Here is a 26,872-nt window from a genome sequence, read left to right on the forward strand (position 1 = left end):
GAAAAATGACCCAGTTTAGGCAATCCAAAACCAAATTCCTGCTTGTCGCAGGAGAAACGAGCGGAGACATTTATGGAGCATTATTGATAGAAGCTCTTCGCAAGTTTTGTCCTGATGCAATATTTATGGGATTAGGTGGACCTCGAATGGCTGCTGCTGGGCAAATTCAACTTTACGATCTTTCTCAGTTAGCCGTTGTAGGACTTGTAGAAGTCTTCAAACATTTAGGAGAGATCAGAAAAATTTTTAAAGATCTTATCCATTGTGCGATCGTAGAAAAACCTGACTTCCTCATCTTAATCGATTATCCAGGGTTCAATTTGAGACTTGCATCTAAAATTCGAAAAGAATTACCTGCAACCAAAATTGTGTATTATATTAGCCCCCAGGTTTGGGCGTGGAATAGCCAAAGAGCTGAGAAATTCGATACATTTATCGATCTGATGTTAGTTATCTTTCCTTTTGAGAAACCATGGTATGAAAAACGGGTTCCTCGGCTTCATGTTGAATGGGTTGGCCATCCGCTAATGGATCGACTCCTTCCCAACAGATTGCCTGTATCCTCTTCGGGTTCTTATAAGATTGCCTTGCTTCCGGGCAGTAGGAAGGCAGAAATCATCAGGCATTTGCCAATACTTTATAAATCAGCTTGGAAAATGGTGATGCAAGGCAAAGATTATGAATTTGTATGGATTGCCCCTAATGAAGAGCTTGTTAAGTTGGGTTTGTCTTTGTTAGGACTGAAAACCTTGCCAGAATGGTTGAGGATACATATTGGCTATCCTCTTTCTCACATCTCTCGGTGCAGGTTGGCTATATTAGCCTCTGGTTCAATATCTCTGGAGTGTGCTTTGTTCGGAATTCCTCAGATAGTCATTTATAAGACCAACCCTTTGACCTATCAGGTTGGCAAAAGGCTTGTCAAAGTTCCTTATCTCAGCATTGTCAATGTCTTGGCCTCAGAACAGGTTGTGCCTGAATGCATCCAGGAGGAAGCCCAACCGGATCAAATTAGTTCTTTAGCGATAAAGTTAATTCATGACGAAGAACTGAGGATCGCAATGAAGAACAAAATGGAGGAAATTGTTAAAAAACTGGGACCAGCGGGTGCTAGCCAGAAAGCGGCAAAATTGATTTTAGCATTGTCTAAAGAAGAGAAAAAAGAAGAAAAACAACCCGTTACATCTTAGGAATCAAACCTGGTAACCGGGTAAGGAGTTCGGGTGGATCTGCAATTTGATCTTGTAGCTGTCCGCAATAGAAAATACGGATGATGTAACCATAAAACTTCTGGTTTTGAACAGGTCGTTCCAGTTTATAATTTATGCGTAGAATCTCTGTTTGATGAATGGTCCATGTAGGAAGGGGATTTTCAAAAGCGCTGGTGATCTTTGCATTTGATTGAAGAATTATGCCCTTGTCTATCTCATCATAGATATAAATTTGATAACGGATCTGTTTGGGATCTATCCGTATGGAAGGATCAGTCAAAAGAATAGGTATCCGTAGCGTAACTTCTTGACCCCATGGAGAATTGGATAAATTACTCTTCTCCACTCGAATTTTTTCTAGGCTTAACGTTTTGCCTATACCATAGCTACCTTTAAGAGAAGAAGGAATAAGGGATGGGGCTAAAGGATCTTTTTTAGTCTGGTTTTTTAGAGCTGAAATCTTTTGATGAGCTGTTTTATATAACAAATCTGATTTTTTGTCCAGATTAGCAATCTTGCTCCAATAGATATAAGCTCTTTCGCTGTCTTTTTGACGTTCAGCAAGTTGAGCTTGTCTCATAAGTACCTCAAAATTTTTAGGATCTACTTCTTCGGCACTGTTAAGTGCATCATGAGCAAGATTAAGATCCCCTTCTTTTTCAAAACGTTCAGCATCTTTAATAAAAGCATCGAGTTTTTCCTCTTTGCTTTCTTTGACTAAATTAGAAAAATCTTTTTTGAGTTCTTTATAGTGGATTGCAGGTAAATCAGGCGGTTTGGGAGAAAGAAATGTAGGTAATTGGAAAGATCGGTTAGAGGCTAGCCGATCTTTTTTGGAAACATGATCGAAAACATAATGTCTTAACCAAAATATGGATAGAAGAGAAAAGACCTGAATAAAAACAACTATGATAACAAGCCTAACCGCCCAAGCATATATGGGAGGTGATAGATGCTTGGAATTCCTTTCTTTGGAAGATTGCTTAACTGCAGACATGAATTGGGCCGAATTTTATGGATAAAACGAAAAAAAGGCAAGTATCTTTTCTTTTTTCAGTATTTTTATCCTTATAATCCTTTTTTTCTTAAGCTTGAAGAAAAATTATGACTTGATTTCTATATGTTGTCTATTTTAATCTATAAAAAACTTACCCAATATTGAGATAATGGAAAAAGCCATCCCTGAAGTCGGAGCACGCTCGCCTACTGATCAGGAGCTTATCCTGAGGATGAAATCTGGAGAATTAGAAGCTTTTGATGTTTTAGTCGAGCGATATCAAAAAAGATTGTACAGAGTTATTTATGGAGTTTTGCTCCACCATGAAGATACCAGTGATGTCTTAATGGAGACTTTTCTCAAGGCATATAAAAATATCGGTAGTTTTCGTATAGGTGCTTCTTTTTACACATGGATTTATCGGATAGCGATAAATACGGCTATTAGTTTTAAAAGGAAAACGAAATTTTCACCCCAACCCTTTCCTTATTTTCCCGATGACGAAGAAGGACAGTTAGAAAAAGAGTTTGTTGATTATCGCTCTGGAGAACAAGCTGTAAGGCAAATGGAAATAAAAGAGTTGGGTAAAATTTTAAATGACGCTTTATCCAAGCTTTCTGAAAAGCATAGGGCCGTAGTTGTTCTGTTTGATCTTGAGGAACTAAGTCATTCAGAAATTGCAAAAATTATGGGTTGTTCAGAAGGAACTATTCGCTCTAGGTTGTTTTATGCCCATAAACAACTACAAAAGATTTTGAAAAAAGATAATAACTTTATAACTTAAAACAAAGAGACAAGGAGAATAGTAATAATATTGGAGGCCTTGATATGGAGATGAAAAGTCAGGACAGTGTGGAGATGGAACTGCTAAAAAAAAGAATAAAAGAACATTTGGAACAGAATGTGGAAAAATATGTTTCAGCTGATTATTTCGAACATCTGCATAAAAGCCTTCATCGTCGACTCAGAGTAGAGATGATTAAAAACAAGACCTTTTTAGAAATAGTTTTTGAGAAAATGCAAGGGTTATTTGATTCCGAAAGAATGGTCGTGTTTCGAGTAGTTTTTGCAGGAATTTTTCTTTTTGTTAGTTTTTTAACTATCATGGATATAGGGTTTTCAAATCGATCTTCCAATCTCTCTTCTTCTCTAAGTACAAAATATTTGCTAACTACTCATAGGAGTGAGGAACCTAAACAACCTTCACAAACTCTTTCTCCTTCTTCTCCGTCTTTAGTGCCTCCAAAACAGTCCTTAGAAGTTGAATCGACTAAACTTTCCCCGGGTTTATCCGATTCTCAGGATCCTCAATCATTTATTCATGACAGCCTTACTCACTATGAAGCGATGGTGGCTTTTTAAGATTTTGTCCTTTAAGTTATCTTTGCTTTTTTTTTTCTTTTTAACATTAAGGGTTCCGGTTGTTTTAGGTTCTGAGAGCCTTTTCGATACAATTGGAAAAGAAGTCAATAGGATTTTTGAAAATAACAAATCGGCGGTGGTTCGTGTCCGTGTCGAGAAAAGAGGGGGAGCAAAGATTTATTGTTCAGGATTTTTCATAGATTCTCAAGGGACATTGATTACGGCTTCTGGCGGTGGTGGTCAGGCCAGCGATGCTCTTTTCTATGTGGATTATCAAAACCAATGGCATTTGGCCAGAACGCTAGGTGTTGATGAACGCAGTGGAGTAGCTGTTCTTCAGTTAATGGATGGGCAAAAACCTTTCCCCTATCTTAAACTGGCTAAAAATATTGATATTTCTACGGGTACGCCAATTGTGGGTATCGGTTTTCCTTATAATCTTCCCTCCTCTCCTTCTTTTGGCTTGATTGTAGGCAAAGAATGTGAATATTTGAACCATTTTTTCCCAACCACTCATTTGAGGGTCAACACAAGAATTAATCCTGGTCAGATTGGAGGCCCACTCATTAATTCAAAAGGTCTGGTTATTGGAATGATTTCTCTAAGTGTAAAAGATGAGGAATGGAGTTATGCCCTTCCAAGCAATGCGATTAAGAAGGTCGTTGATGATATCAATCATTTTGGAAAGGTGAGATATGGGTGGGTCGGAGTAGCCGTCACGAAACTGGGCAGAGAAGATACAGAGGGTAAGGTGGTTGTGGCTCGACTTTTCCCCAATACACCTGTTACAGGAAGTGGTTTACGTGAAGGAGATGTGGTCGTTTCGATTAATGGTAAGAAAATAGAGAACCTGTCGGATGTGATGGATGCATCGTTTTTCGTTTCCGTGGGTCAAAGAATTCCCGTAAGGGTGATTAGGGATGGCAAGCCTTTGCTTTTCGAATTTTTAGTTGGAGAAAGACCAATTGATACCCCTTCAGGTTCCACCATATTACCAAACAGTCCAGAGGAGTTGAAAAAAACATGGACAAATACTCTGCCTGTAAGCACAGCTCCTTTATCCTCTCCTATTGAAAAAACAACGAGTTCTCATTGATTTGGTTAGAATTTTTTCTATACTTGTTGATTTTGTTTAAAGGGGTATTTTTAAGAAATGGATCAAAAACCATCAATTGTTTCAGTTAAAGTACAGAGGAAAAAACAATCGGTATTTCCAGCAGGAGGGATTGGCGCGGTTTTTTTCTGGGTATCTTTAAGTGTTTTTTTGGGTGCAACTGCCATATATTTTTATGGTCAATATATTTCTTTAGAAAAGACCGTAAGAGTGCTTAAGGAGGAAGATGAGCTTTTAAAACAAGAAAATAACAAGCAAAGAGCCGTCGTCGATCAACTTCAAGCCGAGCTGGCTCAAACGGGTAGTTTATTAAGGAGCCAGGAAGAGCTTCTTGAGAAAACAACCCAGTCTCTTAAAGCTGTTGAATCAAAAAAAGGAGAGGAAGAGGCGGTTTCTGCTAAAGAAAACTTTTCAATTATAAACGAAATCGCTCAGAAATTAAAAATGACTTTTGCAGAACAAATTCAGCAGGGAGAGTCTTTTATTATAGAACAGCCGAAAAGTATAATCGTGCGATTCAATAAAAGTATACTCTTTGGTTATGGGGGTGTTAAAATTAGCAATATAGGTAGAACTCTTCTTAAAAAATTGATAACCGATATCAAACCTTTCTTGGATCATTCAAAAGACTTGCGAATCGAAGTTTGTTCATATACGGATAATGATCCACCTGCCCTAGAAGTCCAGAATTTTTATCCTACGAACTGGGAAATATCAGCCATTCGATCCGCCGCAGTGATTAGAACACTTATCCAATTAAGTCAACTTCCCGAAGATATTTTTTCGCTTGCTGCTGGGGGTGAAACCAAACCCATAGCGGATAACAATGTTCCGGAGGGGAAAGAAAAAAATAGAAGGGTAGAAATTATTATTTACCCTGAAATAAGACATTCAGATTTTAAAGCCACAGTCAAGCCCACTTCTTTAGAAAAAGAAAATCCAGCCAAACTTCAGGGTAGTGGAGAATAATTTATAAAGAGATTAAAGGAAATAACGCTTTCTCAATCAAAAAGTTTCAAAGGATAAAATCAATAAAAGGAAGAATACAATTTCAGTCGGGCTTCTTTTGCTTTCCTTCTTCTCCGATTGCAAGGTTTTTCAAATGCTTTTCTTAGCCTTGCTTCTCTAAGCGTTCCTTCGCGATCGAGTTTTCTTTTTAATCGCCGTAAAGCTTTATCAATGGATTCTCCCTTCTTTACTTTAACTTCTGTCATATGTTCCTTTCAGTAATCCATAACTTATCGTCATAAATAAACATTTTCAACATTCGTTATATTGAACAAAGCCATCTTAACATGGGGAAAATACTAAATGACAGATAAAACAAAAAAGGCAAGTGTTTTTGTAGTCGTTTTTTCGATTTATGCGGCAAAAAGGAATAAGATTTCCGTTTTTTTACCTTCCTTATTTGTTAGTAATCAAACTCTGGATCAAAAAAGAAGGATTGAAAAAAGCTATGGTTTTGATACTACCTTTAGGTCTTTTGGGAAACGGTTAGTCAATTGCTATTGCATTGCATTGAGTTTGGTATTAAGGCAAGGGCTCCTTGTACCTTTCCTTCCCTAAGTCTTTGAAGAGCGTTATTGGCCTCGCTTAAAGGAAAAGTTTGAACTTGTGTTTGTATTTTGAGTTGCGATGCTATTTTAAAAAATTCTTCTCCATCTTTTCTAGAAAGATTAGCCACAGAAACAATTTTTCTTTCTTCCCATAAAATTTTATAGGGAAAAGAGGGTATATCGCTCATGTATATTCCTGCACATACGACTGTCCCTCCTTTTTCTATGGCACGGAGGGCTTGTGGAACTAAGGATCCTACGGGGGCAAAAATAATGGCTACATCCAGGGGAACTGGAGGCAGAGTTGTGGAGTCCCCTGACCATACTGCGCCTAAAGAAAGTGAGAAATTCTGGCTTTCTATATCTCCAGGTTTTGAAAAAGCATAAATGGCTTTTTTTTGATAATTGGCAATCTGAATTAGAATGTGAGCAGCCGCTCCAAAGCCATAGAAACCTATTCGGTCAGATTTTTCTGCATGCTTGTAGGAGCGAAACCCAATTAATCCAGCACACAAAAGAGGGGCAGCTTCTTCGTCGGTATATAGTGAAGGAATAGGAAAGCAAAACCTTTCGTCAGCTTTTATCCATTCTGCATAGCCTCCATCCCGGGTATAACCTGTAAATTCAGGCTGATCGCACAAATTTTCTCTTCCTGAACTACAGAATTTACATTGACCGCAAGTTTTGCCTAACCAAGGAACTCCCACCCTTTCTCCAATTGAAAATTTAGTTGCACCTGGTCCCCGTTTTCTTACAATCCCAATGACTTCGTGTCCAGGAATAAGGTTGGGCTTGGGGTTGGGCAATTCCCCATCAACTACATGAAGATCTGTTCTACATATCCCACATACAAGTACTTCTAGAAGAATTTCACCTGGACCTGGTTCAGGGATGGGAACGTCCTTTAGAACTAATGGACTTTTGGGTCTTTCAAGGACCATTGCTTTCATTGAAAGTTGACTACAATGTATAATTCTTACAAGAAAGGATAAACAAGAGTAATTTACTCTTGCATTTTATACAATTATAACAAAAAATTACTCTTTTCAAATTTCGGAACGAATAAAAGACACAAAAAGGCGGATATGCGATTAGACATAATCATTGTAGCCGATCTTGGCCAGATTAAAGCATACAAGATTACAAAAGACGAACTTACAACTAACTCTCATGCTCAACTTATAGATGATCAGATCATTGAAATGGGTAGAAAAAAACTGAAGGACATTGATACCGACAAACAGGGGGAGTTTGCTGTAGTCAGTTATCCTTTAACCGGTGAAAGATCGGTAGGCGAAAGACATAATGAGAAACTTGAAATTCGAAGAAAATTGATTTGTGAATTATCTAAAACAATCAACCTGATTATTAAAAAATACAATCCTGCAGCTTGGGCATTATCAGCAGGTTCAGAAATTCTGCCAAGGATTATAGAAAAGCTTGATCCAGCGACAAAAAAAACTCTTTTAAAGACGATTCCAGCAGATTTAACTAAAATCGATAAAACCGAGATATTAGAACGATTTGGCATCAAATAAGGCCTATATTCTTTTTCTTAGAATAGAATGAAGTGCGTGTGAGTATCCTCTTCTGGGTAAAAGGATAATGCGTTTTTTTCTCTAAAAAATAGCTCCTAGGCTTTCTTGATAGATCCATAGTACCATTAATAGAGCGCGTTTAGTCCATGGAACAATCCAAATAGAATACAGCTTTCAGTGAGAAAGGGGATTTGCCCACACTGTGGTGAAAGCCATGACCGGGAAATGAATGTGGCTAGAAATCTTCTAGCTTATATGGCCTGGTTAGCCCAAACGGTCCTGAGGCGAGTTCTGCCAGATGTGAAACCTGTGGGGAGGAAGACTCTGGCGCAGGTTACAAGAGCTGCGTGAAACCGGCCTCGATGAAGCGGGAAGTCAGCTTCGTTCCTGTATGGGCAGTAATAGGCAAGGCTAGTGCAACGGCAATGACTCTGTTCGAATCCGTTTGTCTCTGGATTAAATTTTATTTTAACTGTATGACATTCAACAGCTAAAGGATGGGACTGGACTTTTATTGTAAAATAGAAAGAGCATGAGAAGTCCCAATTCGAGTGGCACCTGCTTCAATAAGATCGAGAGCAAATTGTTTAGAACGAATGCCACCAGAGGCTTTTATTCCAACTCCTGGGGGTAATATGGACTTGAGAAAATAGATATCTTTTATATCTACTCCTCGGGGACCATAACCAGTAGATGTTTTTATAAACTTTGCTCCTCCCTGGATAGCTGCATAAGTTGCTTTTTCTATCTCAGAGGGATTGAAATATCCAGTCTCAATTATCGCTTTTAGTACTTTTCCATTCGCTACCTCGCAAATAGCTTTGACTTCTTTTTCTATGATTTCCCAACGGTTAATGGAGATTGCCCAAAGGGGAAGAACAAGATCGAGTTCATCGGCTCCATCTTTAATAGCTTCGAAAGCCTCAAGTGTTTTCACTGCAGTCTTATTGGCACCTAGAGGAAAGCCAATCACAGTAGTTATTTTGACTGGACTGTTATGGAGTAATTGAGTAGCCACAGAAACCCAACAAGGCTGTATACAGACAGAATAAAAGCCGTATTTTTTAGCCTCTTCACAATGTTTAACGATGTCCTGATCTAAAGCATTTGGACGAAGCAAGGTAGAATCTATAAAAGTGGCCAGCGCCGCGGTCATAAAAGCCCCTTAGAGTTCGAGTATATCGGTATATTTTTGCCTTTTTTCCACATTTTCCAAGTAATCAAAGAATTCTTCAGCCGTTTCGAAAAGGTGTCCTTTTTCGATGTAAGAATCCGTAGTAAAGGGAGAAAAACCTTTGGGGAAGATCATATAACGGGTTTTCATATAATCTCGTGCATGCCCTAGTTCATCCATCATGCCCGCGGAAAGTGGAGGTCTCTCGGGATAAGGATGAATCGCAATGACAGCATGAACCTTGCCGACATACCAATGGAGATCCCGGTGGACTGTATAGGCATAAATCACTTCCTTATCGAGGGGAGAATCAAATTCTTGGGATATCTCCACTGTTTGGGGGTCTATAACGACCGCATAATAGCGAAGCTTGCGGATGATTTCATTAACAATTTTCCTCATATCTTCCGTAGCATGGGTCATCGAGTAGCTTGCATAGACAACCCAAGGTCTTGGGTAAGCAACTAGCTTATAAAGACTGTCGGGAGACTCATTGACGGAAATGACATAATGAGGAATATTCATGTATTTTGCCCAATCTTCAGATAAAGAAACTTCCTCGTTCATCCAGGATAGAATTTCATAAATGGTATGTTGTCGAGCCTTTAGGGCTTTAAGAAAAGGATCCTGGGAATCAATGGATTCAAGCTCTTTTTTGATTATCCACTCCGCTTCAATGAGTGTAACGATTACATCGGGTCCAATGAAGTCACGCAAAATCCTTTGGTCTTTAAATTTTCTATTTATTCTGTTCCATTCAATGGTTGCTGGAAGCCTTATTATAACGTCCTTATAGCCATTTTTCTGAATATCGAATCCAATTTTTTCGTATTCTCTTTCCCTGGTTAATTCGAAAACGTAATCGGTTGTTCCGAGAAGTCGTTCAAGGGGTTTTTTCCCACCTTTTGTGAATTCGTGAATGGCATCATAAACATGAATATTCCTGCCGTTGAGCTTGCCCAACTCAACGACTTTCTGGATAAAAGCCCGATCGCTCATTCCAGCGATCATTCCTGTAACTAAAACTTTCAACTTGATCCTAAAGCTCTAAGTTAAAAGAAAGTATTATTATTCGCTTTGTTTATTGAAAGAAGATACCAAAAATTACAAATTTGAAAAGTCTGTCTAGAAAAGTTGGGTCATGGAGCTTTATTTTTGCACAGATTATGCCCTAGGGCAGCTAGATCACGAGGAATCTCACCATTGTATTCATGTCATGCGACATAAAGTAGGTGATCTCATTGAAATATTTGACGGCAAGGGGAGCAGTTGGGTAGCGCAGATCCAAAAAATAGAGAATAACAGGGTTTTTGTTTCCTTGTTGAAAGAAAAAAGGCCGGATAGTCTTTCTAAAAAACCATTGTTTATTTTGATTCAAGCGGTGTTGAAGAACAAAGCCATGCAGTTTCTTCTGCAAAAAGTGACCGAGATAGGCGTTGATCAGATTATTCCGGTTATTTCGGGTCGTAGCTTATTTACAAAAGAAGAAAGAAAACAATTTAAAGAAAAGAAATGGAAAGATATCCTTATAGCTGCAGCTAAGCAGAGTCAACAGAGGAAATTGCCCGAACTTTTTGAAATCTCTTCCCTATCAGATGTTTTAGAAAGGGATTTTTCTTCGTCGTTGAAACTTGTGGCATTCCTTGGTAAAGAGTCAAAGTCTTTGAAAGAAATTGTTAAAAGCCATACCTCTGAGGATATTTCTTCTGTTGCTGTTCTGGTTGGTCCAGAGGGTGATTTAACGGATGAGGAAAAAAAATTTGCTTTGGATAGGGGTTTTATTCCTGTCAGTCTGGGGAATCAAATCCTTCGGTCTGAAACGGCTGCTCTTTTTTTATTGTCTATTCTCAATTATGAACTGAGGGTTTAAGAGATTTGATGTTTTAAGACTATAAAATTTGTATTAAAAAGTGATTATGGGAAAAAAAATTGTTGTTACAGGGGGAGCCGGTTTTATCGGTTCTAATCTTGTTTTAGAACTTTTAAATCAGCTTTCAGAGATTGAAGTGGTGGTTATAGATGATTTTTCAAGCGGTTCCTTCAAAAATATTCTTAATGCTCATTGTGACATTATTACCGAAAATCTTTATCGCTTCGATTGGTCAGATTATTTTTCTAAAAAAGAAATCGAAGTGGTTTTCCATTTAGCTTCCCTTACAGATACAACTATACTCGATGAGCGCAGGCAGATGCAAAATAACGTGGAAGCTTTTCGGTCCTTGCTCCGTTTTTTTTCAGGAACTTCTACAAAGATTATCTATGCTTCTTCTGCAGCGATCTACGGGATGCGTTCGGGAAAAAATCGCCTACAAGATGACCCTCAGCCAGCAAATCCATATGGGTTTTCCAAATTGCAGATGGAAAGAATTGCTACGGCTTACATGAAGGAAAATCCTCAAACCAGAATAACTGGGCTGAGGTATTTCAACGTATATGGTCCAAGGGAAGCTCATAAGAAAAGTGCTTCAAGTATGATTTTTCAATTAGCAAAACAGATTAAAGAGGGGAAAAACCCTAGACTTTTTTCTTATGGGGAACAGAAGAGGGATTTTGTTTATGTTGCTGATGTGGTTAGAGCAACCCTTTTAACGGCAATAAAGGATTGTCCTCTACCTTTATTCAATGTTGGAAGTGGTCATGCTCGATCTTTCAATGATATCGTTCATATCTTAAATCAAACATTAAAGACAGATGCTAAGCCTGAGTATTTCCCCTGTCCTTATTCTTTTTATCAATCGCATACTGAAGCTGACCTGGAGTTGACTCAGAAGCATCTGGGATATGTTTCAAAATATTCTTTAGAACAAGGGATTGCCGAATATTTCGACTCGGGGTGGCTCTTATAAATTCTATTTTAGATTCTTTAGCTATCCATCTTGATTTCGACTCCAGTTTTCTTCAATTTTGAATATATGGCATCTTTTATTTTCCCTGACCCCCAAGAAATGCAAAAAAGGCTTCAGGATTTCGTTAAATCTTTTGGAAATCCTTCTCCCCAGGTCTCTGAAACTGCAAAAGAGGATCAAAAAGAAAGATTCAAAGAAAAGATATTGCAATTTCAGTTTACTCCTAAGGATATTAAAGCCTACCTTGATCGGTTTGTTATTAAACAAGAGGAAGCTAAAAAAGTCCTTTCCGTAGCTGTTTGTGATCATTATAACCAAGTTAAAGAAGCCCTGATGGGCCGTGGCCCCACTCATTATGTCAAACAAAATGTGCTTCTTGTTGGTCCCAGTGGGGTGGGCAAGACTTATCTTATCCGATGTCTTGCAGATTGCATAGGTGTTCCCATGGTGAAAGCGGATGCCACCAAATTTTCTGAGACAGGTTATGTAGGGGCGGATGTTGAGGATCTTGTGAGGGAACTTATTCAGCAAGCAGAAGGAGATATAGAAATCGCTCAGTATGGGATTATCTATTTGGATGAAGTAGACAAGTTAGCTTCTTCTCATTTCATGGGTAGGGATGTCAGTGGCAGGGGGGTACAGTCCAACTTGTTAAAGCTGCTCGAAGAAACCGATGTCCCCATTAAAGCTGCCCATGATGTCCTTGGACAGATGCAGTCTCTTTTTGACTTTCAAAGAGGCAGTAAAGCACCTCGAAAGACCATCAATACACGCTATATTCTTTTTATCTTAAGCGGGGCTTTTGAAAAACTCTCTGAAATCGTTCAGAGAAGAATCCGTAGATCACATTTAGGCTTTCAACCCCATGGTCCTGAAGGAGTCCCCTCGGATATTATTGCAGAAGCCCAGACAGTGGATTTTGTTGAGTATGGACTTGAGCCAGAGTTTATCGGAAGATTGCCTGTTCGGGTCTTTTGTCAACCTTTGGGGAAAGAAGATCTTTTTCATGTCCTTCGAGATTCTGAAGGATCTATCCTTAAACAGTATAAAAGTTCCTTTGCTGCATACGGTATAGAGTTGAAGTTTACTGAGGAAGCTCTGCATCTTATTGCCGAAAAAGCCATAGAAGAAAAGACTGGGGCTAGGGGTCTTATGACCATTTGTGAAAAAGTTTTAAGGCCTTTTCGGTTTGAACTTCCGGGCAGCGGTGTTCGTGAACTAGAGATTGATAGCTTTACAGTTTTGGATCCAGAAAAAAGGCTTGGAGAGATTCTAAAAAAGATAGAGGAAAATAAAAAAAATAAGGAAAACGAACAGATCGAACAGTTTCTCCTTGAGTTTTATAAAGCCAACGAGATCCGAATTCATTTTCATCCCGATGCGATAGAGGCTCTTAAACAAGAAGCGCATGAAAAAGGGATTTCCGTTATCGATCTATGTAAGGAGAAATTTAAAAACTATAGTTTGGGTTTGAAATTAATTAAAAAAAATAATGGAACTAATGATTTTATATTGACTAAAGAAGATCTTCAATATCCCGAAGAAACTCTAAACCGTTGGATAGCCGCTTCTTATAAATCTGAAACTGCCTCACAAGGGCAATAAGATTTCTTCCTCCAGTAACCAAAGGGGACTAAAAAGTTCTCAATCCTCGGCAAGAAATGCGATGGAGGTAGAGTAGCCATGAAGGAAATTCATCCCGCATGTAGGCCCAATCTCGCCGTTAGCAAAAAAACCGGCTTGAGCGACCCCTGGGAAAAACTTTTGAATGCTTTGAGCATCAATAGAAGAAGTGCCAAAAAGGGTTTTCCCTCTTCCTGCACATATTGCTTGTAATACGGCCGAAGGGATTTTTCCACGAGATAGCCATTTTAATTTTTCATCTTCTAAGGATTTTTGAAGAGCAACAATAGCGGTGTGAGGATCCCTTAATTGATATTGGACTGTCTGTCCAACCCTTGGTAATGCTCCGATGGCAATGGCTCCTGTAGAAGGATCAGCACCCAAGATATTGCGGATGAGAAAATCTCCCTGTTTGAATTCTTCTAAGTATTCAGAAACAGCTAAGCCTATGAAAAGATGACCTTGAACAGCAAGCCGTTCTTGTTCTGTTAACGAGTCAAAGGCTTTGGCTAAGGCCTGGTAAGCAGTTTTTCTTCCCAGCGTATAGAGAATATTCTGGTCAGCATGGGTTATTGTATAGGGTTCTCCAATGGGTCGACAAGCTTGGGATACAATGACATCAAAGATGATATTTCCCGCAAAAGCTAAAAGAAGACATCCCGATACAGCTCTTCGATTATAATAGATAGAGCATTCATTTTCTTTGCCACTTGTCAAGCCTCCCCAGGCAGGGACATGAGGATAAGCTTGGGTTAATCCCTTCAAAAATTTTTCTATAGGAAAGTTTATTGGATCAGCAAATACACTGAAGCCCTTGATTTCAGGAGAATCGAAGGGGAAAAGGGAGTACCAATTTTCCTTTTGATCAAGAGTTTCAATCATCTGAGGGGAAAGTACTACACCTTGGCATTTTAAATTAGGGTTATGGATAAGGAGAAGCGAGAAAGAAGCTGTTCCTTCATTTTCTATGCCTTGACCAACAGTTCCAGAACTACCCACGACGACAAGATGCTGGAGATGGCCATAGATAGTAAGAATATCAGAAAGCTCTGCAAGGCTACTTGGATCTTGATCCAAGTAACCAGACCATGAAAAGGCAAACCCCAGCGTTGGTTCTCCGGATAGTTCCATGCGGAGTTTTGAAACCATCTGAATGATTCTCTTTTCTTCTAATGGACCGTTGTAAACACCACTTACAGCATGCATTGGGAGCTTAATTTATCATTAGCTTTTCTTAGCTCTTGTCAATAATGGGGAGAGGGAAAAATCATCTTTCCAACATTTTAAGGCAAGCTTAAAACTCTTAGAAGTCAATGTATAATTAAGATGACCAACGGGAAAAAGGTAAAGATGCTTGGTTTCCCATTTTTCTTTAATTTTTTCAAGAATCCATGGAGGGCTAATTTTATCGAAGAGGCCGCCTACAATAAGGATATTATTACCCTCAAGTTTGGGTTTTGATAAGCTTGGACAGGCGAGTCTAAGGTGAGGAGAGGTATTTAGGGGAGTAATGCCTTGTTGAGTCAATTTTTTTCTTATTTCTTTGCCAATCGGAGAGTGCCAGATGACATGATCAAGATGAAGCAAGGGCTCTACAAGAATTAATTTTTGCAATATTTCATGGATACAGGAAAGCTGGCTGATCGTCCATGCCCCATAACTTATTCCCCATGCTGCAATATGAGGTGATCCTGCCAAACTTAGACCCTTTGTAAAAATATAAAGGTCAATAACGGATTGTCGTAATATCTCCATGGTATATAAAAGATTAGGTTGAACGCAAGAGGAACTCGACAGGGTTAAAAAAGGAGCTTTTCGTTGAAAATGATAAGGCAAATGCATAATGGCTCCATTCCATCCTTTTTGGTTAAGCCACTTTATCCATTTGACGTAGCCTTTAAGTGAAAGAGATAAAAGTCCATGTACAATAATCATTGTGGGTGACCGGTCCCATCCTAGTTTGGAGGGAAACAGATCGAAAATGGCATAATTAGAATAACGGTCAGGTCCTCTAATAAAACTTGGGAAAACAATTTGGTTGTAACAATTAAGGCTGGAAGCTATGTAAGCGGATATTTTTTTTTCATACCCTGGGTCAGGACTATAATAATCCTCTAGAGATGACTTTTCCCAACTTTTGATATACTGCTCTAACTGAATGGAAAAATCGGAAGGCAAAGTATGAGGTTTTTGAAGACAGTTGAACAGGAAAATAGAAAGTGCATCGCTGAGGTGTGAAAAAAGTGTTCTCAAGGTTAGATTAATGAGTTGAATTCCAATTGAAAGGTAAGCCAATAACAGATATTTCGGATAGAATCAAGAACAGATCATGTAATTATGGATTGATTTAGTGCAATTGGTTGGTATTATTTTCTAGACAGAAAGTTGCCAAAGGAGATTTTATGTTAACAGCAAATTCGATTACAAAATCTGAGTCATCATCTTATACCTTGTTACCTAAGGTTCAGAAATTTCTGAAAACTCCAAAAAAGCTATTTATAGGTGGTCGATGGGTTGATGCGGTTTCAGGAAAAACTTTTCCGACTTATGATCCTGCCTCTGGAGAAGTCTTAGCTTATGTCGCTGAAGCCGACAAAGAAGACGTAGATAAAGCAGTAAAAGCAGCAAGAGAAGCTTTTGAAAACGGACCGTGGGCGAAAATGTCTCCTGCAGAACGAGCAAAGTTAATTTGGAAACTTGCTGATTTGATTGAAGAAAATCTTGAAGAGTTAGCTCAAATAGAATCTTTGGATAACGGAAAACCCATGGCCGTGGCCAAAGTTGCCGATCTTCCTTTATCCATTGATCTGTTTCGCTATATGGCGGGATGGGCTACAAAAATAGAAGGCAATACGATTCCTTTTTCTTTGGCCTCACCTGAAAAATTTGTAGCTTATACAAGGAGAGAGCCTATTGGAGTGGTTGGGCAGATTATCCCTTGGAACTTCCCTTTATTAATGGCTGCGTGGAAATTAGGACCTGCTCTTGCTACAGGATGTACGGTTATTCTTAAACCCGCAGAGCAGACTCCACTTTCGGCTTTATGGATAGGCGAACTCATCCAGCAAGCGGGATTTCCCGATGGAGTCGTCAATATTTTACCTGGTTTTGGAGAAACGGCCGGAGCTGCTATTGCGGCTCATGGGGATATTGACAAGGTTGCATTTACAGGTTCAACAGAGGTAGGTAAAATTATTGTTAAAGCGGCAACTTCAAATTTGAAAAAAGTTAGTCTTGAACTCGGAGGCAAATCTCCAAACATTGTGTTTTCTGACGCTGATTTGTCTGTTGCGATACCGGGTGCTGCATCCGCTATATTTTTTAATCATGGACAGTGTTGTTGTGCAGGAAGCAGACTTTATGTGGAGAAGAAAGCTTTTGATAAGGTCTTAGAGGGAATAACTGAAGAGGCAAAAAAAATCCGTCTTGGTCCTGGCCTTGATCCCTCAACAGAAATGGGACCTCTTGTATCTCAAGAACAGTATGATAGGGTATTTTCTTACATTCGCTCCGGATTAGATGAAGGAGCAACCGTAGTCACAGGCGGTAAACGCTTTGGAGAGAGAGGTTATTTCATAAGCCCTACGATATTTAGTGGGGTCAACTCCTCCATGAAAATTGTTAACGAAGAGATATTTGGACCTGTTGTTTGTGCTATTCCTTTTGAAGATACCGAAGAAATAGCCCCTGTAGCTAACCAGACGATATATGGACTTGCGGCAGGAATATGGACCAAAGATATTTCTAAAGCTCATCGGCTTGCAGCAAAGCTCAAGGCGGGGACAGTTTGGATTAATTGTTATAATGTGTTTGATGCCTCTTTGCCTTTCGGAGGTTACAAGCAATCGGGATGGGGTAGGGAAATGGGGCATGCGGTGCTAGATAACTACCTGGAAACAAAATCTGTCTGTATCCAAATTGATTAAGGATCCTCAAAAGGAAGGAGGGAAAAGAACTTCGGCTTCATCGGAGTAGTTAGCCTCCAGCGGAAGCTTCATCAATGTCTTTAAGAATTTCCGAAAGGCTTTGAACAGAGAGGTCTTCTTTGAAAAAAGAACTATCCAAAATGAGCGTATTAGCTCCTGCAATAACAGTCGAAGGGATTGTTTGAGCCGAAAGCCCTCCTTCCACAAGTATTTGAAAGTTCAGGTTATTCTTTTCACGGAATTCCCTGGCTTTTTTTATCTTTGAAAGCTTGTCGGGCTGGAAAGCATGGCTTTTGGGTGGAAAATTCGTAACAAGAATAAGAAGAGCTTGAAGTTGAGAAAGATATTTGATGCTTTTCTCGAAAATGGTCAATGGATTTAAAGCTAGTCCACAGCGACAACCCATGCCATGGATAAGATTAATTGTTTTTTTAATATCATGATGTGATTCCATGTGCACAATGAGCAAATCAGCTCCGGCTTCAACAAAATCTCTAGCGAAACGATCGGGTTGTTGAATGAGAAGATGCACTTCAATGGGTAGGTTAGTCATCGATCGCAAAGCAGCAATAAAATCTGGTCCGATAGAAAGGTTGGGCACAAAATGCCCATCGGTTACATCCACATGTATTGAATCACAATTGAATATTTCAGCTTTTTTAATCTCTTTTGGCAATTGGAAAGGATTTATTCCGATATTTATAGATAGACGAATTGGATGAGCCATAAACTTTCAAATTGAATCATTCTCTTTTCGTTCGATTAACTCGATTTCATACCCGTCAGGTCCATCAATAAACGCAAATTTTGTTCCAGAGCTCGTTATTGTTGGACCATCAGAAAACGGGTAACCCAGCTTTGAACTGTGAATGCCAAACTGTTCAAGATTATCGACCTCGAATGCAAGGTGGATTAAATCAGGGGGAACATCGACTTTTCCACTTTCTGGATAATAACAAAGTTCTATTTCTTCTTCGCTTCCAGCAATCCTGAGAAATGTAAGAACAGATCCCCTTGGGGATTTTGTCTGTCTGACCACGTTCATTCCAAGAACTTGAGTAAAAAATTTAATCGACTCTTCGAGATTGCTTATCCTAAGTCGGGTATGGAGGAGTCTTTTTGCCTTCATACTCATTTGTTCACCCATTTTATCATAACAACCTAATATCCTATTGAAATATTTAATTGTTTATCCAGTACATCATTTAAAAAATTCATAAGAATGTGAATCAACAATCACCCACTATTATTTCGTAAATGTATCAAAAAAGGGTTATAGGGAAAAAACGCCTTTTTTGAACGATCTTGTTGTAATATTTTTCAATTTTTAAAAGAGATAAAGGGAAAAAAATTTATTCTCTCACTTTTCTTTAAAACGATTCTTATTTAAAGGTTTTTTCTTTTGATTTTTTTTTATAAGCCCAGAATTTCTTCCTTACTCTTAATTTCTTTACAAAATGAGGCAATCCACAAAGCGGCCGTTTCTAGATCTCTTAAATGGAAAGCTTCCACAGGGCTATGCATGTATCTATTGGGGATTCCAATGGAGCAAGTGGGAATTCCTCCTCTTTGAATAAATAGAGCATCGGCATCAGTCCCTGAGCGTCTAGGATCAATACCGTGTTGATGATTAATAGACAATTTATGGGCTATTTTATTAAGATAACTGACCAGTCCAGGGTGGTTTACACTCCCATGACTTAAGATAGGACCTTTGCCAAGGTGGATGTCTCCGAATTTTTTCTTTTCAGCGATAGGAATATCTGTGGCATGGCCAACATCAAATACAAAAGCGATATCAGGATAGACCGAATAACCGATCATGCTTGCTCCATAGAGTCCATTTTCTTCCTGGATGGTTGAAGCGGCTATAATGCATGGACCAGAAATATTTTCTTCTGAGCATATTCTCAACACTTCCGCAGCCGTAAAAGCGCCGACCTTATCGTCACAGCCGCGGGAAACCCATATGTCATTTAAAAGGCAGAAGACTTCGCTCTCATAAAGGGCGAGATCTCCAACCTGGACATGCTCGAGTGCTTCTTGCTTTGTTGAGGCCCCAATATCTATAAAAAGTTCGTTCCATTTTGGAGTTTTTCCCTGCTCTTCCTTCTCTTGCATATGGATTGCCAGAGTTCCGATAACTCCGGGAACGGATTTGCCTTCGTGAAAAATGTTCACTTTTCTTCCCCTGGCAAGTTTGGGATCAGGCCCTCCAATCGGGGAAAAATAGAGGAAACCCGAATCGTCTATATACTGGATCTGAAAGGCGATTTCATCAATATGTCCATTGACTAGGATTTTGGGTTTGCCTTCTAAGTTTAGAGATGCTATGGCGTTGCCGTAGGCATCCACTTTTACTTGATGGGCATAGCGTTTTACATAATCAATCCACACTTTTTGACAAGCCGTTTCATATCCTGATGGACTGGGAGTTTTAAGCAAGGATAAAAGGAATTCAAAGGATTCTTTTTTCATCTTTATCATCCTAAATATTAAGATGATCAACTTAATTGTTAGAGACCTCTATGCAATATTTTCTATGGTTTTATTTTTTAGAACCAGAGATTGGAAATCTTCCCACTTTACTATAAAAGCTGGATTTTATCCACTCGATAATGAGGGGCAGAACGGAAACAAAGATGATTACATAAATACAAATTTTAATATTGTTTTTAATAATGGGTTGATTGCCCAAAAAAAACCCTAATCCAAGGAAAAGACTGATCCAACAAATCCCTCCTGAGATATTATAAAAAACAAACCGACCATAACTCATTGAGCCTACTCCGGCAACAAAAGGAGTGAATGTTCTAATAATAGGGATAAATCGAGATAAAAACACCGCTTTAGCTCCAAATTTAACGAAAAATTTTTCCGTCTTATGAATATGTTCTTTTTTAATCAAAAAGAATTTTTCTACCGAACAGATCATTTTGCCAAGCCTATGACCCACAAAATAGTTGATATTGTCACCTCCAATCGCTGCTAAGCTCAGAAAAACAAACAAATAATAGATATTAAGCCAACCTTCAGCAGCGAAGATCCCCAGTGTAAAAAGAAGAGAATCACCAGGAAGAAAAGGGGTAAAGATTAAGCCTGTTTCACAAAATATGAGGGCAAAAAGCAAAAGATAAATCCCCTCTTTATGAGTAATAATGATTTCCCTGAGATAATGATCCCAGTGAAAAATAAAGTCCAAGATAAAGGTCATTCGGCAAAATTAAAACAAAGTCGAGTTATTTTTTTTTAGGATTATTCCTTCATAAAATCCATAAAATATTTTGATTAACTGTTTATTTTCAATGGCTTGACAATAAATTATTCTCTTTTAAATTACAATTGAAAACTAAAAACATCAACAAGGAGGTGTTATGGCTGATCTACTATCCAAGAGGAGTCCTTTTCAACCAGCACTTTGGAATCCATTTAAGGAACTTGAAGAGATGCGGAGAAAAATGGCTTCTCTTTTTGAAAGGCCTTTAGAACTCCTGACTTCGGAAGAGATCGAACCTTTTGAATTGAGTGAATGGCGTCCCTTTACGGACATCACAGAGGATGACAAGGAGTTTTTAGTCAAAATGGATCTTCCTGGAATTAAAAAGGAAGAGGTTAAGGTATCGATACAAAATAATATCTTAACCGTCTCTGGCGAAAGGAAAGTGGAAAAGGAAGAAAAGGACAAAAAGAAAAGATATATCCGGGTCGAAAGGGCATATGGGGCATTCAGCAGAAGTTTTGAATTACCCGAGGGAGTTGAGGAAGATAAAATATCTGCAGAGTTTAAAGATGGGGTTTTGTATCTCCACATGCCTAAGGGAGAAAAGGCGCAGCCAAAGACTGTTGAAGTTAAAGTGAGCTGAAGAGTTGGACTTGGAGCGATTATTTAATGGAACCGGCATAAAGGGGGCAAAGCCGGTTCTTTTTTTTCTCATTTAGTTCTGATTGTGAGCCCAAAAAACGCAATTGTTGATAGAAAACCATTGACAGTTTTAAAACAATAATGATAGCAAATCCATTAAGGTTATTTATTGTTTAACGTTTTCTAGAAATGATATATTTCAAAAAGAAAAGAGAAAGTTTAGCTTGTCTGATATGTCTTATCTATTTGACTCTGTGTGTAGGGGTTTTTTCTTTGAGAGCAGAAATCGAAGATGAATATGCTGAAGAAAAACCTAATTTGGTCTCTTCTAACCGCAATACATCTGATCCTCAAATGGAAGGTGGGGATTCGGCAGTTTTAGCAGCAGTTCCTCAAAATGAGAACACCTTGCCCTCAGATAAAAGAGAGCTAGAAAAAAACCTCAAAGAAGAATACCAAAAAAAGGCTCCTTTTTCCTTGAAGACTGGTCTTTATGCGGGGGTATTTGGAGGAGGATCTTTTTCTGCTCCTGGAAATTACGGTTATTCATTGTATCCTTCACCCGTTGGTATAGCCACATTTAATCCTAGAGGAGGAATTGTGAATGGAGTGGGGGGGATCGAGATTGGATATGAGTTTCCCAAGGAAATGATGGGGACTACAGGAGATTTTTTTTGGTCTCCATCTGTGCAGTTTGATGGTTATTATATGGGAATGACGGCTGCTGCCTCGCAACTGAACCCGGTGGCGGGAAATATCGATTTTAAGGATAATTTTAACTCAGGGCTGTTTTTCATAGATGGTCTTCTTAGACTCTATACTCCGATTCTTGTTATTAACTTTGGAGTGGGTGTCGGAGGAGCTTACTTATGGGAATCGACCATATCTGGAATTGGAGGAAAAGGAAATTTTGCAGGAAAAAATTTATTTGGCAAAGGCATAGATACTTCTAATGGAGCTTTTGCTCTTCAGGGTATTGCTGGAGTCGAAAGGTGGATAACTGATCGGTTAAGTTTTATTGTTGAATACCGGTTTGTCTGGGTTGGAAGTTCGAACTTTTCGTATGCAGGCAATCCAGCTGTTTTTGGTCCATCAACAACGATCTCTACTCATTTTGATCAATTTGAAGCCAATCTTGTTCTTGGTGGGTTGAGATACAAATTTTGATCATTTTCCATGAAAAAGGCTTTAGGTTTTTTCTTTATATGCGTTTTTGTTGTTGCATTGGGTAGAGCTTTTGCTCTTCCCTTAATGGGCAAGCATTTTGATGCTAAGTATCCTTCGTTTCCTTATGGTTCAACAGATCCCTATGGGTATGCCTACTGTGTGGTTGCAACCAATTTGTATTATACCCCTGAAAAACCTTATGTGCGATCATTTCTACCCGTAGCGGAAAGCCCAACAAAAAGATTCAGTCAAAAGAAGACTTCTTCCCCTGGTAGATTAAAGAAACAGATTATTGTTCCCAAAAACAAACCTAACCGATAGTGCGAGAGAAAGAAAAAATGGCCAAAGTTTTATATATAGAAGCTTCTCCAAGAAAAGAGAGATCTTTTTCCATTGCAGCAACCAAGGCTTTTATTCAAAAATATAAAAAAATACATCCAGAGGATTCCATTGAATTATTGGATCTCTGGTCAAAAGATTTGCTGCGGTTCGATGGGTATATACTCGAAAGCAAATATGCTCTTTTGCATGGATTAGAACCAACGCCGGAACAGAAAAGGGCATGGAAAGCGGTGGAAGACCTAATTGTCCATTTTGTATCTTTTGATAAGTACATCTTTTCGTTGCCAATGTGGAATTTTTCTATTCCCTACCCACTGAAACATTATATAGATATCCTCGTTCAGCCTTCCTATACCTTTTCTTATAGCCCGCAGGAAGGTTACAAAGGACTTGTTCTAGGGAAAAGGGCTTGTCTTATTTGTGCTCGAGGAGGCCGTTATCCTGAGGGAACCGAATTCCAGAAATATGACTTTCAACTTCCTTATCTTAGACTTATTCTTGGGTTTATAGGCATAAACGACATTGTAACGGTGGTTGTCGAAGGGAGTCTTTTTGAAAAAAGAGAAGAACTTTTATCCAAAGCTATCCAGGAAGCTCAAAAAGCCGCTGAAATTTTTTAATTCTTTTTGGTAAATGAGGTTCAAGGGTTTGCTTTTTTGTTGATTCGGGGATCAGCGAGGAAGGAGGAAAATAAAGTCCTAGATAAGTCCTATCCCACCAGAGGCCTTTTTCTTTCTTCTCAGAGGCAGAGCTATATTCATAAATGTAGAGATGTGCACGGATGTATTTGGGTGGCGATGAAGGGAAAGGGTTTTCTTTGAAGAGATTGATGACATCTTTTTTCCCTTTGAGCAAGCAAGATAATAAAGAAACAAACCATGGATTTTCCCTGGGGGTACTGAGTGCGGCAAACCACATTTGCCAATCCATTCGAGGATGGAAAGGCGAAACAAATGATGGAGCTTTGTGGGGATCATCTGGCTTCCATCGAAACGGATATTCTTTCCATTCGATCCCATCCTTACTCCCTTCGATAATAATTTCGGGTCTTCTCGTTGTCATTACAGCAAAGGCTCCATAATTGTTTATTGAGCGGAAGGAAGCGATAAAATTTAAAATTCTTTTTATATCTTGAGGATAAGGAGGAAGAAAAGATTCTAAAAAAAACAAAGCACTTATTAAAAAAACAAAAAGGGAAAGAAAAGGAGAAAATTTTTTCTGAATTGAAGGGCAGCAAGTAGGAGTCAATCGAAGAAAAAAGGGAAAGATTTTTTTTATCCAATCATCGTCAAGCAGAGTAAGACCTAATGCCAGGGATAGCCAATTGAAAAAGGCATGATTTCCTGTAAAGATAATAAAAAGTTGTAAAAAAGAAAAAAGAATAAAGCTTATTCTTCTGCCTATTTTGCCCAAAAAAATAGCAAAGGGAACGACCAGTTCAATGAAGAGAACCATAAAAGTTGATACTTCATGGAAGGTCATCGGAAAATGATAGAAAAACCAAGCGGGAGGCGTAGGTAAGGGTTCTGTTTCGTAATGATATTTGAGAGCCGTTAATGCACGCCAAGTGGGATCATGGCTTTGGAGCTTAACAATGCCTGAGAGAAACATGAGTTTAAAGAGAAGCCAATGAAACATGAAGGTAGCCCAAGGAGGGAGAGCCGTCAAAGTAGAGAGTCGGCAAAAGAGATTCCATGGTGAAAAAAGAATAGAAAGCAAACCACATTCAAGGAGTAAACCATCCCATTGAAAATTAAAAAAGACTTGCCCTATGGATACATAAGAAAGATAAAGGATCCAAAGACATAAGCTTGAGACAGAAGGAGCGATATTAAAAAAAAGGAAGACCGAAAAAAGAAGACCCAGTATAGTTCCTAGCTTGAGAATGATGTCAGTTGGGGGAATAAACCAGAAAAGGGTAGGAACATAAAAAAATCTTTCCCAACCCGTTTGGTCATGAACAAAACGAAGAAATTGTGCAGCGGGAAGAATGCCTTCTGATCCGACTAATCCATGGATTTGCCAAGAAAGAGACAAAAAGGCGATGAAATAAATAAAGGAAAGAAATCTAAAAAATAGCCATAAAGCTAAGGGATTATCAATATTTTTAAACTGAATGTGTAGAATAGAAATTTTCAATCTTTAGGCCAATAATCACTGACTGTAATTGCTTCAAGAACATCTTCAGCAGTTTTCCATATGTTAGGGTGGAAATCCCGCCAGATCAATTTGCCTTCTTGAATTAAAAAAGAAACGCGTCTAGGTATGCCCAGAAAAAGGGGTATTGAAAAAGCTCTGCAGGCTTCCCCGTTGAGATCACTTAGCAAAGGAAAATTAAGATTATAGCTTTGGGAAAATTTTTTTTGCGTGCAAGGCTTATCCCTACTTATACCATAGACCTTTATATTTTTCTTCTGAAGATCTGTTAAGCGATTCCTAAGATGGCATGCTTGTATAGTACAAGCAGGAGTATTAGCTTTGGGGAAAAAATAGAGTAATGTTAATCCCCCTTTGCAAATTTCTCGAAGAGAAAGGGGATTGCCATCGACATCAAAAACTTTGGCTTCTGGTATGTCAGAGCCGATTTCAAGCCCGTTTTTTTTATTTTTGTTCATCATTGGGAAGAATAAGCTCATAGAACACTATTTTTTTTTATGTATAATTATCATGTTCAACAATTTTTTTTTGTTAAATTAAACAACAACAATTAGGAAAAGATCAGGAGCGATTTTGATGGAATTATGGCTTGAACAGTTGCACAACCTTTTTGCTGGTAAATTTTCGTTCCAAAAAGAAATTCTTGAAAAATATGCGAAGGATGCATGGCTCTATGCTCGTATTCCAGATGGGGTCTTTTTCCCGGAGTCTAAAGAAGATGTTATAGCCTTGATGCAATTTGCTCACTCAAAAGGTATATATGTCACAGCGAGGGGTGGAGGAAGAGGTTATGTGGGAGGAGCTGTTCCTGCAAAAGGGGGAGTTGTGATCTCTTTTGAAAAAATGAATAGGATTAAAGAAATTCATCTTGAAGATGCTGTTGCTGTGGTTGAGCCAGGTGTTATAACCGGAATACTTCAGGAAAAAGTCAAAGAGAGAGGGCTTTTTTACCCCCCAGATCCTGCTAGTGTTATGGAATGCACGATTGGAGGAAATGTAGCTACAAATGCTGGGGGACCTCGGTGCCTGAAGTATGGGGTTACAAGGAATTATGTTTTGGGTCTTGAGGTCGTTTTGGCCGATGGATCGATTACTAAAGTTGGGGGAAGGACAATTAAAAATAAAACGGGATTTGATTTGACTGGGCTTTTTGTGGGTTCTGAAGGATTGCTTGGCCTTGTTACAGAAATTACATTGCGACTGATAGCTAAGCCTCCGTTTAGAGCTGGGCTTTCAGCTTATTTTGAGCAAATGGAGGAGGCGATTTCATGCATAAACCATGTATTGTCTTCTGGGATTATGCCCTCGGCCTTGGAAATTGCTGATCGATTTACCCTTAAATGCGCCCGAGAGTTTACAAAGGAACAAATTCCTCTCTATGACGCCCATATCTTGTTAGAGGTGGATGGGAGCGAAGCAGCAGTCAATGCGGACATCGGGTTTTTTGAAAATCTGTTGAAGAATTTTTCTCCAAAGAGGTTATCTAAAGCATTTGGTGAAGAGGAATGTGAAAAGTTATGGCAAACGCGCCGTCTTTTTTCCATGTCTCTTAAAGCAAGTGGATTAACAAAACTCAACGAAGATGTCACAGTCCCTCGCAGTCGACTTATCGATTTGATCAACTTAGGGAAAGATCTTCAAAAAGAATTTAATTTAACGGTTGCTTGTTTTGGTCATGCTGGAGATGGGAATATTCATGTCAACCTGATGGTTGATTGGTTGCAAGAAGAGAAACGCAAGCAGGCCGAAGAAGCTTTAAATATTCTTTTCGATTCTGTATTGTCATGGAATGGTGCGATAACTGGAGAGCATGGCATAGGGATCGCCAAGTTGCCTTGGTGGCAAAAAGCGGTAAGTCAGCAATCAAGATTGCTCCATGAAAAAATTAAAAGGAGTTTGGATCCAAAAGGAATTTTAAATCCTGGAAAATTTGTTTAATTTTGTATAGCTTATAACTTTTAAATGCTTTATTTTTAAATTTTTACTATGTTTTTACA

The 26,872-nt window shown here is 38.8% G+C and carries 28 protein-coding genes; 15 read left to right on the forward strand and 13 right to left on the reverse strand.

The features are described 5' to 3' along the window. The first annotated feature begins 5 nt into the window (after positions 1 to 5). Positions 6 to 1,190 carry a lipid-A-disaccharide synthase gene (gene lpxB / locus IT6_RS08265; RefSeq protein ID WP_206826020.1) on the forward strand — a complete coding sequence of 395 codons (1,185 nt, stop codon included), beginning with the start codon at positions 6 to 8 and terminating at the stop codon, positions 1,188 to 1,190. On the opposite strand, the gene IT6_RS08270 is transcribed toward lpxB, so the two are convergent. Then, a complete protein-coding gene (locus IT6_RS08270) occupies positions 1,180 to 2,208 on the reverse strand; it encodes a tetratricopeptide repeat protein (protein ID WP_206826022.1) in 1,029 nt (342 codons plus the stop codon). The two genes, lpxB and IT6_RS08270, sit on opposite strands and share 11 nt — an antisense overlap. A 169-nt stretch (positions 2,209 to 2,377) precedes the next feature. Here IT6_RS08270 and IT6_RS08275 point away from each other — a divergent pair, with 169 nt between their 5' ends. From IT6_RS08275 to IT6_RS08290, 4 genes are read left to right on the forward strand one after another with little or no spacing between them, the layout of a single operon-like run. Continuing rightward, entirely contained in the window at positions 2,378 to 2,992 is a 615-nt protein-coding gene (locus tag IT6_RS08275; protein ID WP_134439621.1) for an RNA polymerase sigma factor, read from the forward strand. 50 nt (positions 2,993 to 3,042) lie between these two features. Next, positions 3,043 to 3,570: a hypothetical protein gene (locus IT6_RS08280; protein WP_206826023.1), complete on the forward strand. Its 528-nt coding sequence runs from the start codon at positions 3,043 to 3,045 to the stop codon at positions 3,568 to 3,570. Continuing rightward, positions 3,548 to 4,666, forward strand: a complete 1,119-nt coding sequence (locus IT6_RS08285; RefSeq protein ID WP_134439623.1) for a S1C family serine protease — start codon at positions 3,548 to 3,550, stop codon at positions 4,664 to 4,666. The genes IT6_RS08280 and IT6_RS08285 overlap by 23 nt, the downstream gene beginning before the upstream one ends. Before the next feature lie 57 nt (positions 4,667 to 4,723). Then, complete coding sequence (locus IT6_RS08290; protein ID WP_206826024.1) at positions 4,724 to 5,653, forward strand: OmpA/MotB family protein; 930 nt, start codon at positions 4,724 to 4,726, stop codon at positions 5,651 to 5,653. Between the two features lie 59 nt (positions 5,654 to 5,712). Here the strand turns inward: IT6_RS08290 and rpsU are convergent, their stop codons facing one another. Then, entirely contained in the window at positions 5,713 to 5,898 is a 186-nt protein-coding gene (rpsU, locus tag IT6_RS08295) for a 30S ribosomal protein S21 (RefSeq protein ID WP_134439625.1), read from the reverse strand. Positions 5,899 to 6,182: 284 nt separating this feature from the next. After that, positions 6,183 to 7,190, reverse strand: coding sequence for a zinc-dependent alcohol dehydrogenase family protein (locus IT6_RS08300; protein WP_134439626.1), 1,008 nt, complete (start codon positions 7,188 to 7,190; stop codon positions 6,183 to 6,185). 135 nt (positions 7,191 to 7,325) lie between these two features. Here IT6_RS08300 and IT6_RS08305 point away from each other — a divergent pair, with 135 nt between their 5' ends. Beyond that, positions 7,326 to 7,778: a host attachment protein gene (locus IT6_RS08305; protein ID WP_134439627.1), complete on the forward strand. Its 453-nt coding sequence runs from the start codon at positions 7,326 to 7,328 to the stop codon at positions 7,776 to 7,778. 511 nt (positions 7,779 to 8,289) lie between these two features. Here the strand turns inward: IT6_RS08305 and deoC are convergent. Further along, positions 8,290 to 8,934, reverse strand: coding sequence for a deoxyribose-phosphate aldolase (gene deoC, locus IT6_RS08310; protein ID WP_206826025.1), 645 nt, complete (start codon positions 8,932 to 8,934; stop codon positions 8,290 to 8,292). A gap of 9 nt (positions 8,935 to 8,943) precedes the next feature. Further along, entirely contained in the window at positions 8,944 to 9,984 is a 1,041-nt protein-coding gene (locus IT6_RS08315) for a hypothetical protein (RefSeq protein WP_134439629.1), read from the reverse strand. Between the two features lie 109 nt (positions 9,985 to 10,093). Here IT6_RS08315 and IT6_RS08320 point away from each other — a divergent pair, with 109 nt between their 5' ends. From IT6_RS08320 to IT6_RS08330, 3 genes are all read left to right on the forward strand, one after another. Then, the gene (locus IT6_RS08320) at positions 10,094 to 10,822 is read left to right on the forward strand and encodes an RsmE family RNA methyltransferase (RefSeq protein WP_134439630.1); all 729 of its coding nucleotides are present in this window, start codon (positions 10,094 to 10,096) and stop codon (positions 10,820 to 10,822) included. A 46-nt stretch (positions 10,823 to 10,868) separates the two neighbouring features. Then, positions 10,869 to 11,798, forward strand: a complete 930-nt coding sequence (gene rfaD / locus IT6_RS08325; RefSeq protein ID WP_206826026.1) for an ADP-glyceromanno-heptose 6-epimerase — start codon at positions 10,869 to 10,871, stop codon at positions 11,796 to 11,798. A gap of 99 nt (positions 11,799 to 11,897) precedes the next feature. Then, on the forward strand, positions 11,898 to 13,403 hold the full coding sequence (locus IT6_RS08330; protein WP_242524178.1) for an AAA family ATPase: 1,506 nt from the start codon (positions 11,898 to 11,900) through the stop codon (positions 13,401 to 13,403). A 39-nt stretch (positions 13,404 to 13,442) separates the two neighbouring features. Here the strand turns inward: IT6_RS08330 and IT6_RS08335 are convergent, their stop codons facing one another. Together IT6_RS08335 and IT6_RS08340 are read right to left on the reverse strand one after the other, a co-directional pair. After that, positions 13,443 to 14,627, reverse strand: a complete 1,185-nt coding sequence (locus IT6_RS08335; protein WP_134439633.1) for an FIST signal transduction protein — start codon at positions 14,625 to 14,627, stop codon at positions 13,443 to 13,445. 18 nt (positions 14,628 to 14,645) lie between these two features. Further along, positions 14,646 to 15,716 carry an alpha/beta hydrolase gene (locus IT6_RS08340; RefSeq protein ID WP_242524179.1) on the reverse strand — a complete coding sequence of 357 codons (1,071 nt, stop codon included), beginning with the start codon at positions 15,714 to 15,716 and terminating at the stop codon, positions 14,646 to 14,648. A gap of 107 nt (positions 15,717 to 15,823) precedes the next feature. On the opposite strand from IT6_RS08340, the gene IT6_RS08345 reads away from it, so the two are divergent. Continuing rightward, positions 15,824 to 17,347: an aldehyde dehydrogenase family protein gene (locus tag IT6_RS08345; RefSeq protein ID WP_134439634.1), complete on the forward strand. Its 1,524-nt coding sequence runs from the start codon at positions 15,824 to 15,826 to the stop codon at positions 17,345 to 17,347. 49 nt (positions 17,348 to 17,396) lie between these two features. Here the strand turns inward: IT6_RS08345 and IT6_RS08350 are convergent, their stop codons facing one another. The 4 genes from IT6_RS08350 to IT6_RS08365 all read right to left on the reverse strand — a co-directional run bounded on the left by IT6_RS08350 (position 17,397) and on the right by IT6_RS08365 (position 20,561). Next, positions 17,397 to 18,074 (reverse strand): ribulose-phosphate 3-epimerase, encoded by a 678-nt coding sequence (locus IT6_RS08350; protein WP_134439635.1) that lies wholly within the window; start codon positions 18,072 to 18,074, stop codon positions 17,397 to 17,399. A gap of 6 nt (positions 18,075 to 18,080) precedes the next feature. Then, positions 18,081 to 18,482: a VOC family protein gene (locus IT6_RS08355; protein ID WP_134439636.1), complete on the reverse strand. Its 402-nt coding sequence runs from the start codon at positions 18,480 to 18,482 to the stop codon at positions 18,081 to 18,083. A gap of 278 nt (positions 18,483 to 18,760) precedes the next feature. Continuing rightward, on the reverse strand, positions 18,761 to 19,825 hold the full coding sequence (locus IT6_RS08360; protein ID WP_206826029.1) for a M20/M25/M40 family metallo-hydrolase: 1,065 nt from the start codon (positions 19,823 to 19,825) through the stop codon (positions 18,761 to 18,763). A 70-nt stretch (positions 19,826 to 19,895) separates the two neighbouring features. After that, positions 19,896 to 20,561, reverse strand: coding sequence for a VTT domain-containing protein (locus IT6_RS08365; protein WP_134439638.1), 666 nt, complete (start codon positions 20,559 to 20,561; stop codon positions 19,896 to 19,898). A 160-nt stretch (positions 20,562 to 20,721) separates the two neighbouring features. Between IT6_RS08365 and IT6_RS08370 the strand changes: the two genes are divergently transcribed. From IT6_RS08370 to IT6_RS08385, 4 genes are all read left to right on the forward strand, one after another. Then, positions 20,722 to 21,210, forward strand: coding sequence for an Hsp20/alpha crystallin family protein (locus IT6_RS08370; RefSeq protein WP_206826030.1), 489 nt, complete (start codon positions 20,722 to 20,724; stop codon positions 21,208 to 21,210). Positions 21,211 to 21,398: 188 nt separating this feature from the next. Next, a complete protein-coding gene (locus IT6_RS08375) occupies positions 21,399 to 22,376 on the forward strand; it encodes an outer membrane protein (protein WP_134439640.1) in 978 nt (325 codons plus the stop codon). 9 nt (positions 22,377 to 22,385) lie between these two features. Next, on the forward strand, positions 22,386 to 22,697 hold the full coding sequence (locus IT6_RS08380) for a hypothetical protein (protein WP_206826032.1): 312 nt from the start codon (positions 22,386 to 22,388) through the stop codon (positions 22,695 to 22,697). Positions 22,698 to 22,714: 17 nt separating this feature from the next. Further along, positions 22,715 to 23,338: an FMN-dependent NADH-azoreductase gene (locus tag IT6_RS08385; protein ID WP_206826035.1), complete on the forward strand. Its 624-nt coding sequence runs from the start codon at positions 22,715 to 22,717 to the stop codon at positions 23,336 to 23,338. On the opposite strand, the gene IT6_RS08390 is transcribed toward IT6_RS08385, so the two are convergent. Both IT6_RS08390 and IT6_RS08395 read right to left on the reverse strand, forming a co-directional pair. Next, on the reverse strand, positions 23,301 to 24,857 hold the full coding sequence (locus IT6_RS08390; RefSeq protein ID WP_206826037.1) for a lipase maturation factor family protein: 1,557 nt from the start codon (positions 24,855 to 24,857) through the stop codon (positions 23,301 to 23,303). The two genes, IT6_RS08385 and IT6_RS08390, sit on opposite strands and share 38 nt — an antisense overlap. Then, complete coding sequence (locus IT6_RS08395; protein WP_242524181.1) at positions 24,854 to 25,336, reverse strand: peroxiredoxin; 483 nt, start codon at positions 25,334 to 25,336, stop codon at positions 24,854 to 24,856. The genes IT6_RS08390 and IT6_RS08395 overlap by 4 nt, the downstream gene beginning before the upstream one ends. A gap of 115 nt (positions 25,337 to 25,451) precedes the next feature. Here IT6_RS08395 and IT6_RS08400 point away from each other — a divergent pair, with 115 nt between their 5' ends. Next, the gene (locus IT6_RS08400; protein WP_206826045.1) at positions 25,452 to 26,813 is read left to right on the forward strand and encodes an FAD-binding oxidoreductase; all 1,362 of its coding nucleotides are present in this window, start codon (positions 25,452 to 25,454) and stop codon (positions 26,811 to 26,813) included. The last annotated feature ends 59 nt before the right edge of the window (positions 26,814 to 26,872 follow it).

The organism is Methylacidiphilum caldifontis, assembly GCF_017310505.1.
GTDB classification, from domain to species: Bacteria; Verrucomicrobiota; Verrucomicrobiia; order Methylacidiphilales; family Methylacidiphilaceae; genus Methylacidiphilum; species Methylacidiphilum caldifontis.

Excerpts from the sequence above, each read along its gene's own strand:
- rfaD (WP_206826026.1), top strand. The coding sequence starts at position 10,869 with ATGGGAAAAAAAATTGTTGTTACAGGGGGAGCCGGTTTTATCGGTTCT.
- IT6_RS08320 (WP_134439630.1), top strand. The coding sequence starts at position 10,094 with ATGGAGCTTTATTTTTGCACAGATTATGCCCTAGGGCAGCTAGATCAC.
- IT6_RS08300 (WP_134439626.1), bottom strand. The coding sequence starts at position 7,190 with ATGAAAGCAATGGTCCTTGAAAGACCCAAAAGTCCATTAGTTCTAAAG.
- IT6_RS08395 (WP_242524181.1), bottom strand. The coding sequence starts at position 25,336 with ATGATGAACAAAAATAAAAAAAACGGGCTTGAAATCGGCTCTGACATA.
- IT6_RS08305 (WP_134439627.1), top strand. The coding sequence starts at position 7,326 with ATGCGATTAGACATAATCATTGTAGCCGATCTTGGCCAGATTAAAGCA.
- IT6_RS08375 (WP_134439640.1), top strand. The coding sequence starts at position 21,399 with ATGATATATTTCAAAAAGAAAAGAGAAAGTTTAGCTTGTCTGATATGT.
- IT6_RS08275 (WP_134439621.1), top strand. The coding sequence starts at position 2,378 with ATGGAAAAAGCCATCCCTGAAGTCGGAGCACGCTCGCCTACTGATCAG.
- IT6_RS08360 (WP_206826029.1), bottom strand. The coding sequence starts at position 19,825 with ATGAAAAAAGAATCCTTTGAATTCCTTTTATCCTTGCTTAAAACTCCC.
- deoC (WP_206826025.1), bottom strand. The coding sequence starts at position 8,934 with ATGACCGCGGCGCTGGCCACTTTTATAGATTCTACCTTGCTTCGTCCA.
- IT6_RS08270 (WP_206826022.1), bottom strand. The coding sequence starts at position 2,208 with ATGTCTGCAGTTAAGCAATCTTCCAAAGAAAGGAATTCCAAGCATCTA.
- IT6_RS08400 (WP_206826045.1), top strand. The coding sequence starts at position 25,452 with ATGGAATTATGGCTTGAACAGTTGCACAACCTTTTTGCTGGTAAATTT.
- IT6_RS08285 (WP_134439623.1), top strand. The coding sequence starts at position 3,548 with ATGAAGCGATGGTGGCTTTTTAAGATTTTGTCCTTTAAGTTATCTTTG.
- IT6_RS08290 (WP_206826024.1), top strand. The coding sequence starts at position 4,724 with ATGGATCAAAAACCATCAATTGTTTCAGTTAAAGTACAGAGGAAAAAA.
- IT6_RS08280 (WP_206826023.1), top strand. The coding sequence starts at position 3,043 with ATGAAAAGTCAGGACAGTGTGGAGATGGAACTGCTAAAAAAAAGAATA.
- IT6_RS08385 (WP_206826035.1), top strand. The coding sequence starts at position 22,715 with ATGGCCAAAGTTTTATATATAGAAGCTTCTCCAAGAAAAGAGAGATCT.
- rpsU (WP_134439625.1), bottom strand. The coding sequence starts at position 5,898 with ATGACAGAAGTTAAAGTAAAGAAGGGAGAATCCATTGATAAAGCTTTA.
- IT6_RS08365 (WP_134439638.1), bottom strand. The coding sequence starts at position 20,561 with ATGACCTTTATCTTGGACTTTATTTTTCACTGGGATCATTATCTCAGG.
- IT6_RS08355 (WP_134439636.1), bottom strand. The coding sequence starts at position 18,482 with ATGAGTATGAAGGCAAAAAGACTCCTCCATACCCGACTTAGGATAAGC.
- IT6_RS08335 (WP_134439633.1), bottom strand. The coding sequence starts at position 14,627 with ATGCATGCTGTAAGTGGTGTTTACAACGGTCCATTAGAAGAAAAGAGA.
- IT6_RS08350 (WP_134439635.1), bottom strand. The coding sequence starts at position 18,074 with ATGGCTCATCCAATTCGTCTATCTATAAATATCGGAATAAATCCTTTC.
- IT6_RS08370 (WP_206826030.1), top strand. The coding sequence starts at position 20,722 with ATGGCTGATCTACTATCCAAGAGGAGTCCTTTTCAACCAGCACTTTGG.
- IT6_RS08380 (WP_206826032.1), top strand. The coding sequence starts at position 22,386 with ATGAAAAAGGCTTTAGGTTTTTTCTTTATATGCGTTTTTGTTGTTGCA.
- IT6_RS08345 (WP_134439634.1), top strand. The coding sequence starts at position 15,824 with ATGTTAACAGCAAATTCGATTACAAAATCTGAGTCATCATCTTATACC.
- lpxB (WP_206826020.1), top strand. The coding sequence starts at position 6 with ATGACCCAGTTTAGGCAATCCAAAACCAAATTCCTGCTTGTCGCAGGA.
- IT6_RS08330 (WP_242524178.1), top strand. The coding sequence starts at position 11,898 with ATGCAAAAAAGGCTTCAGGATTTCGTTAAATCTTTTGGAAATCCTTCT.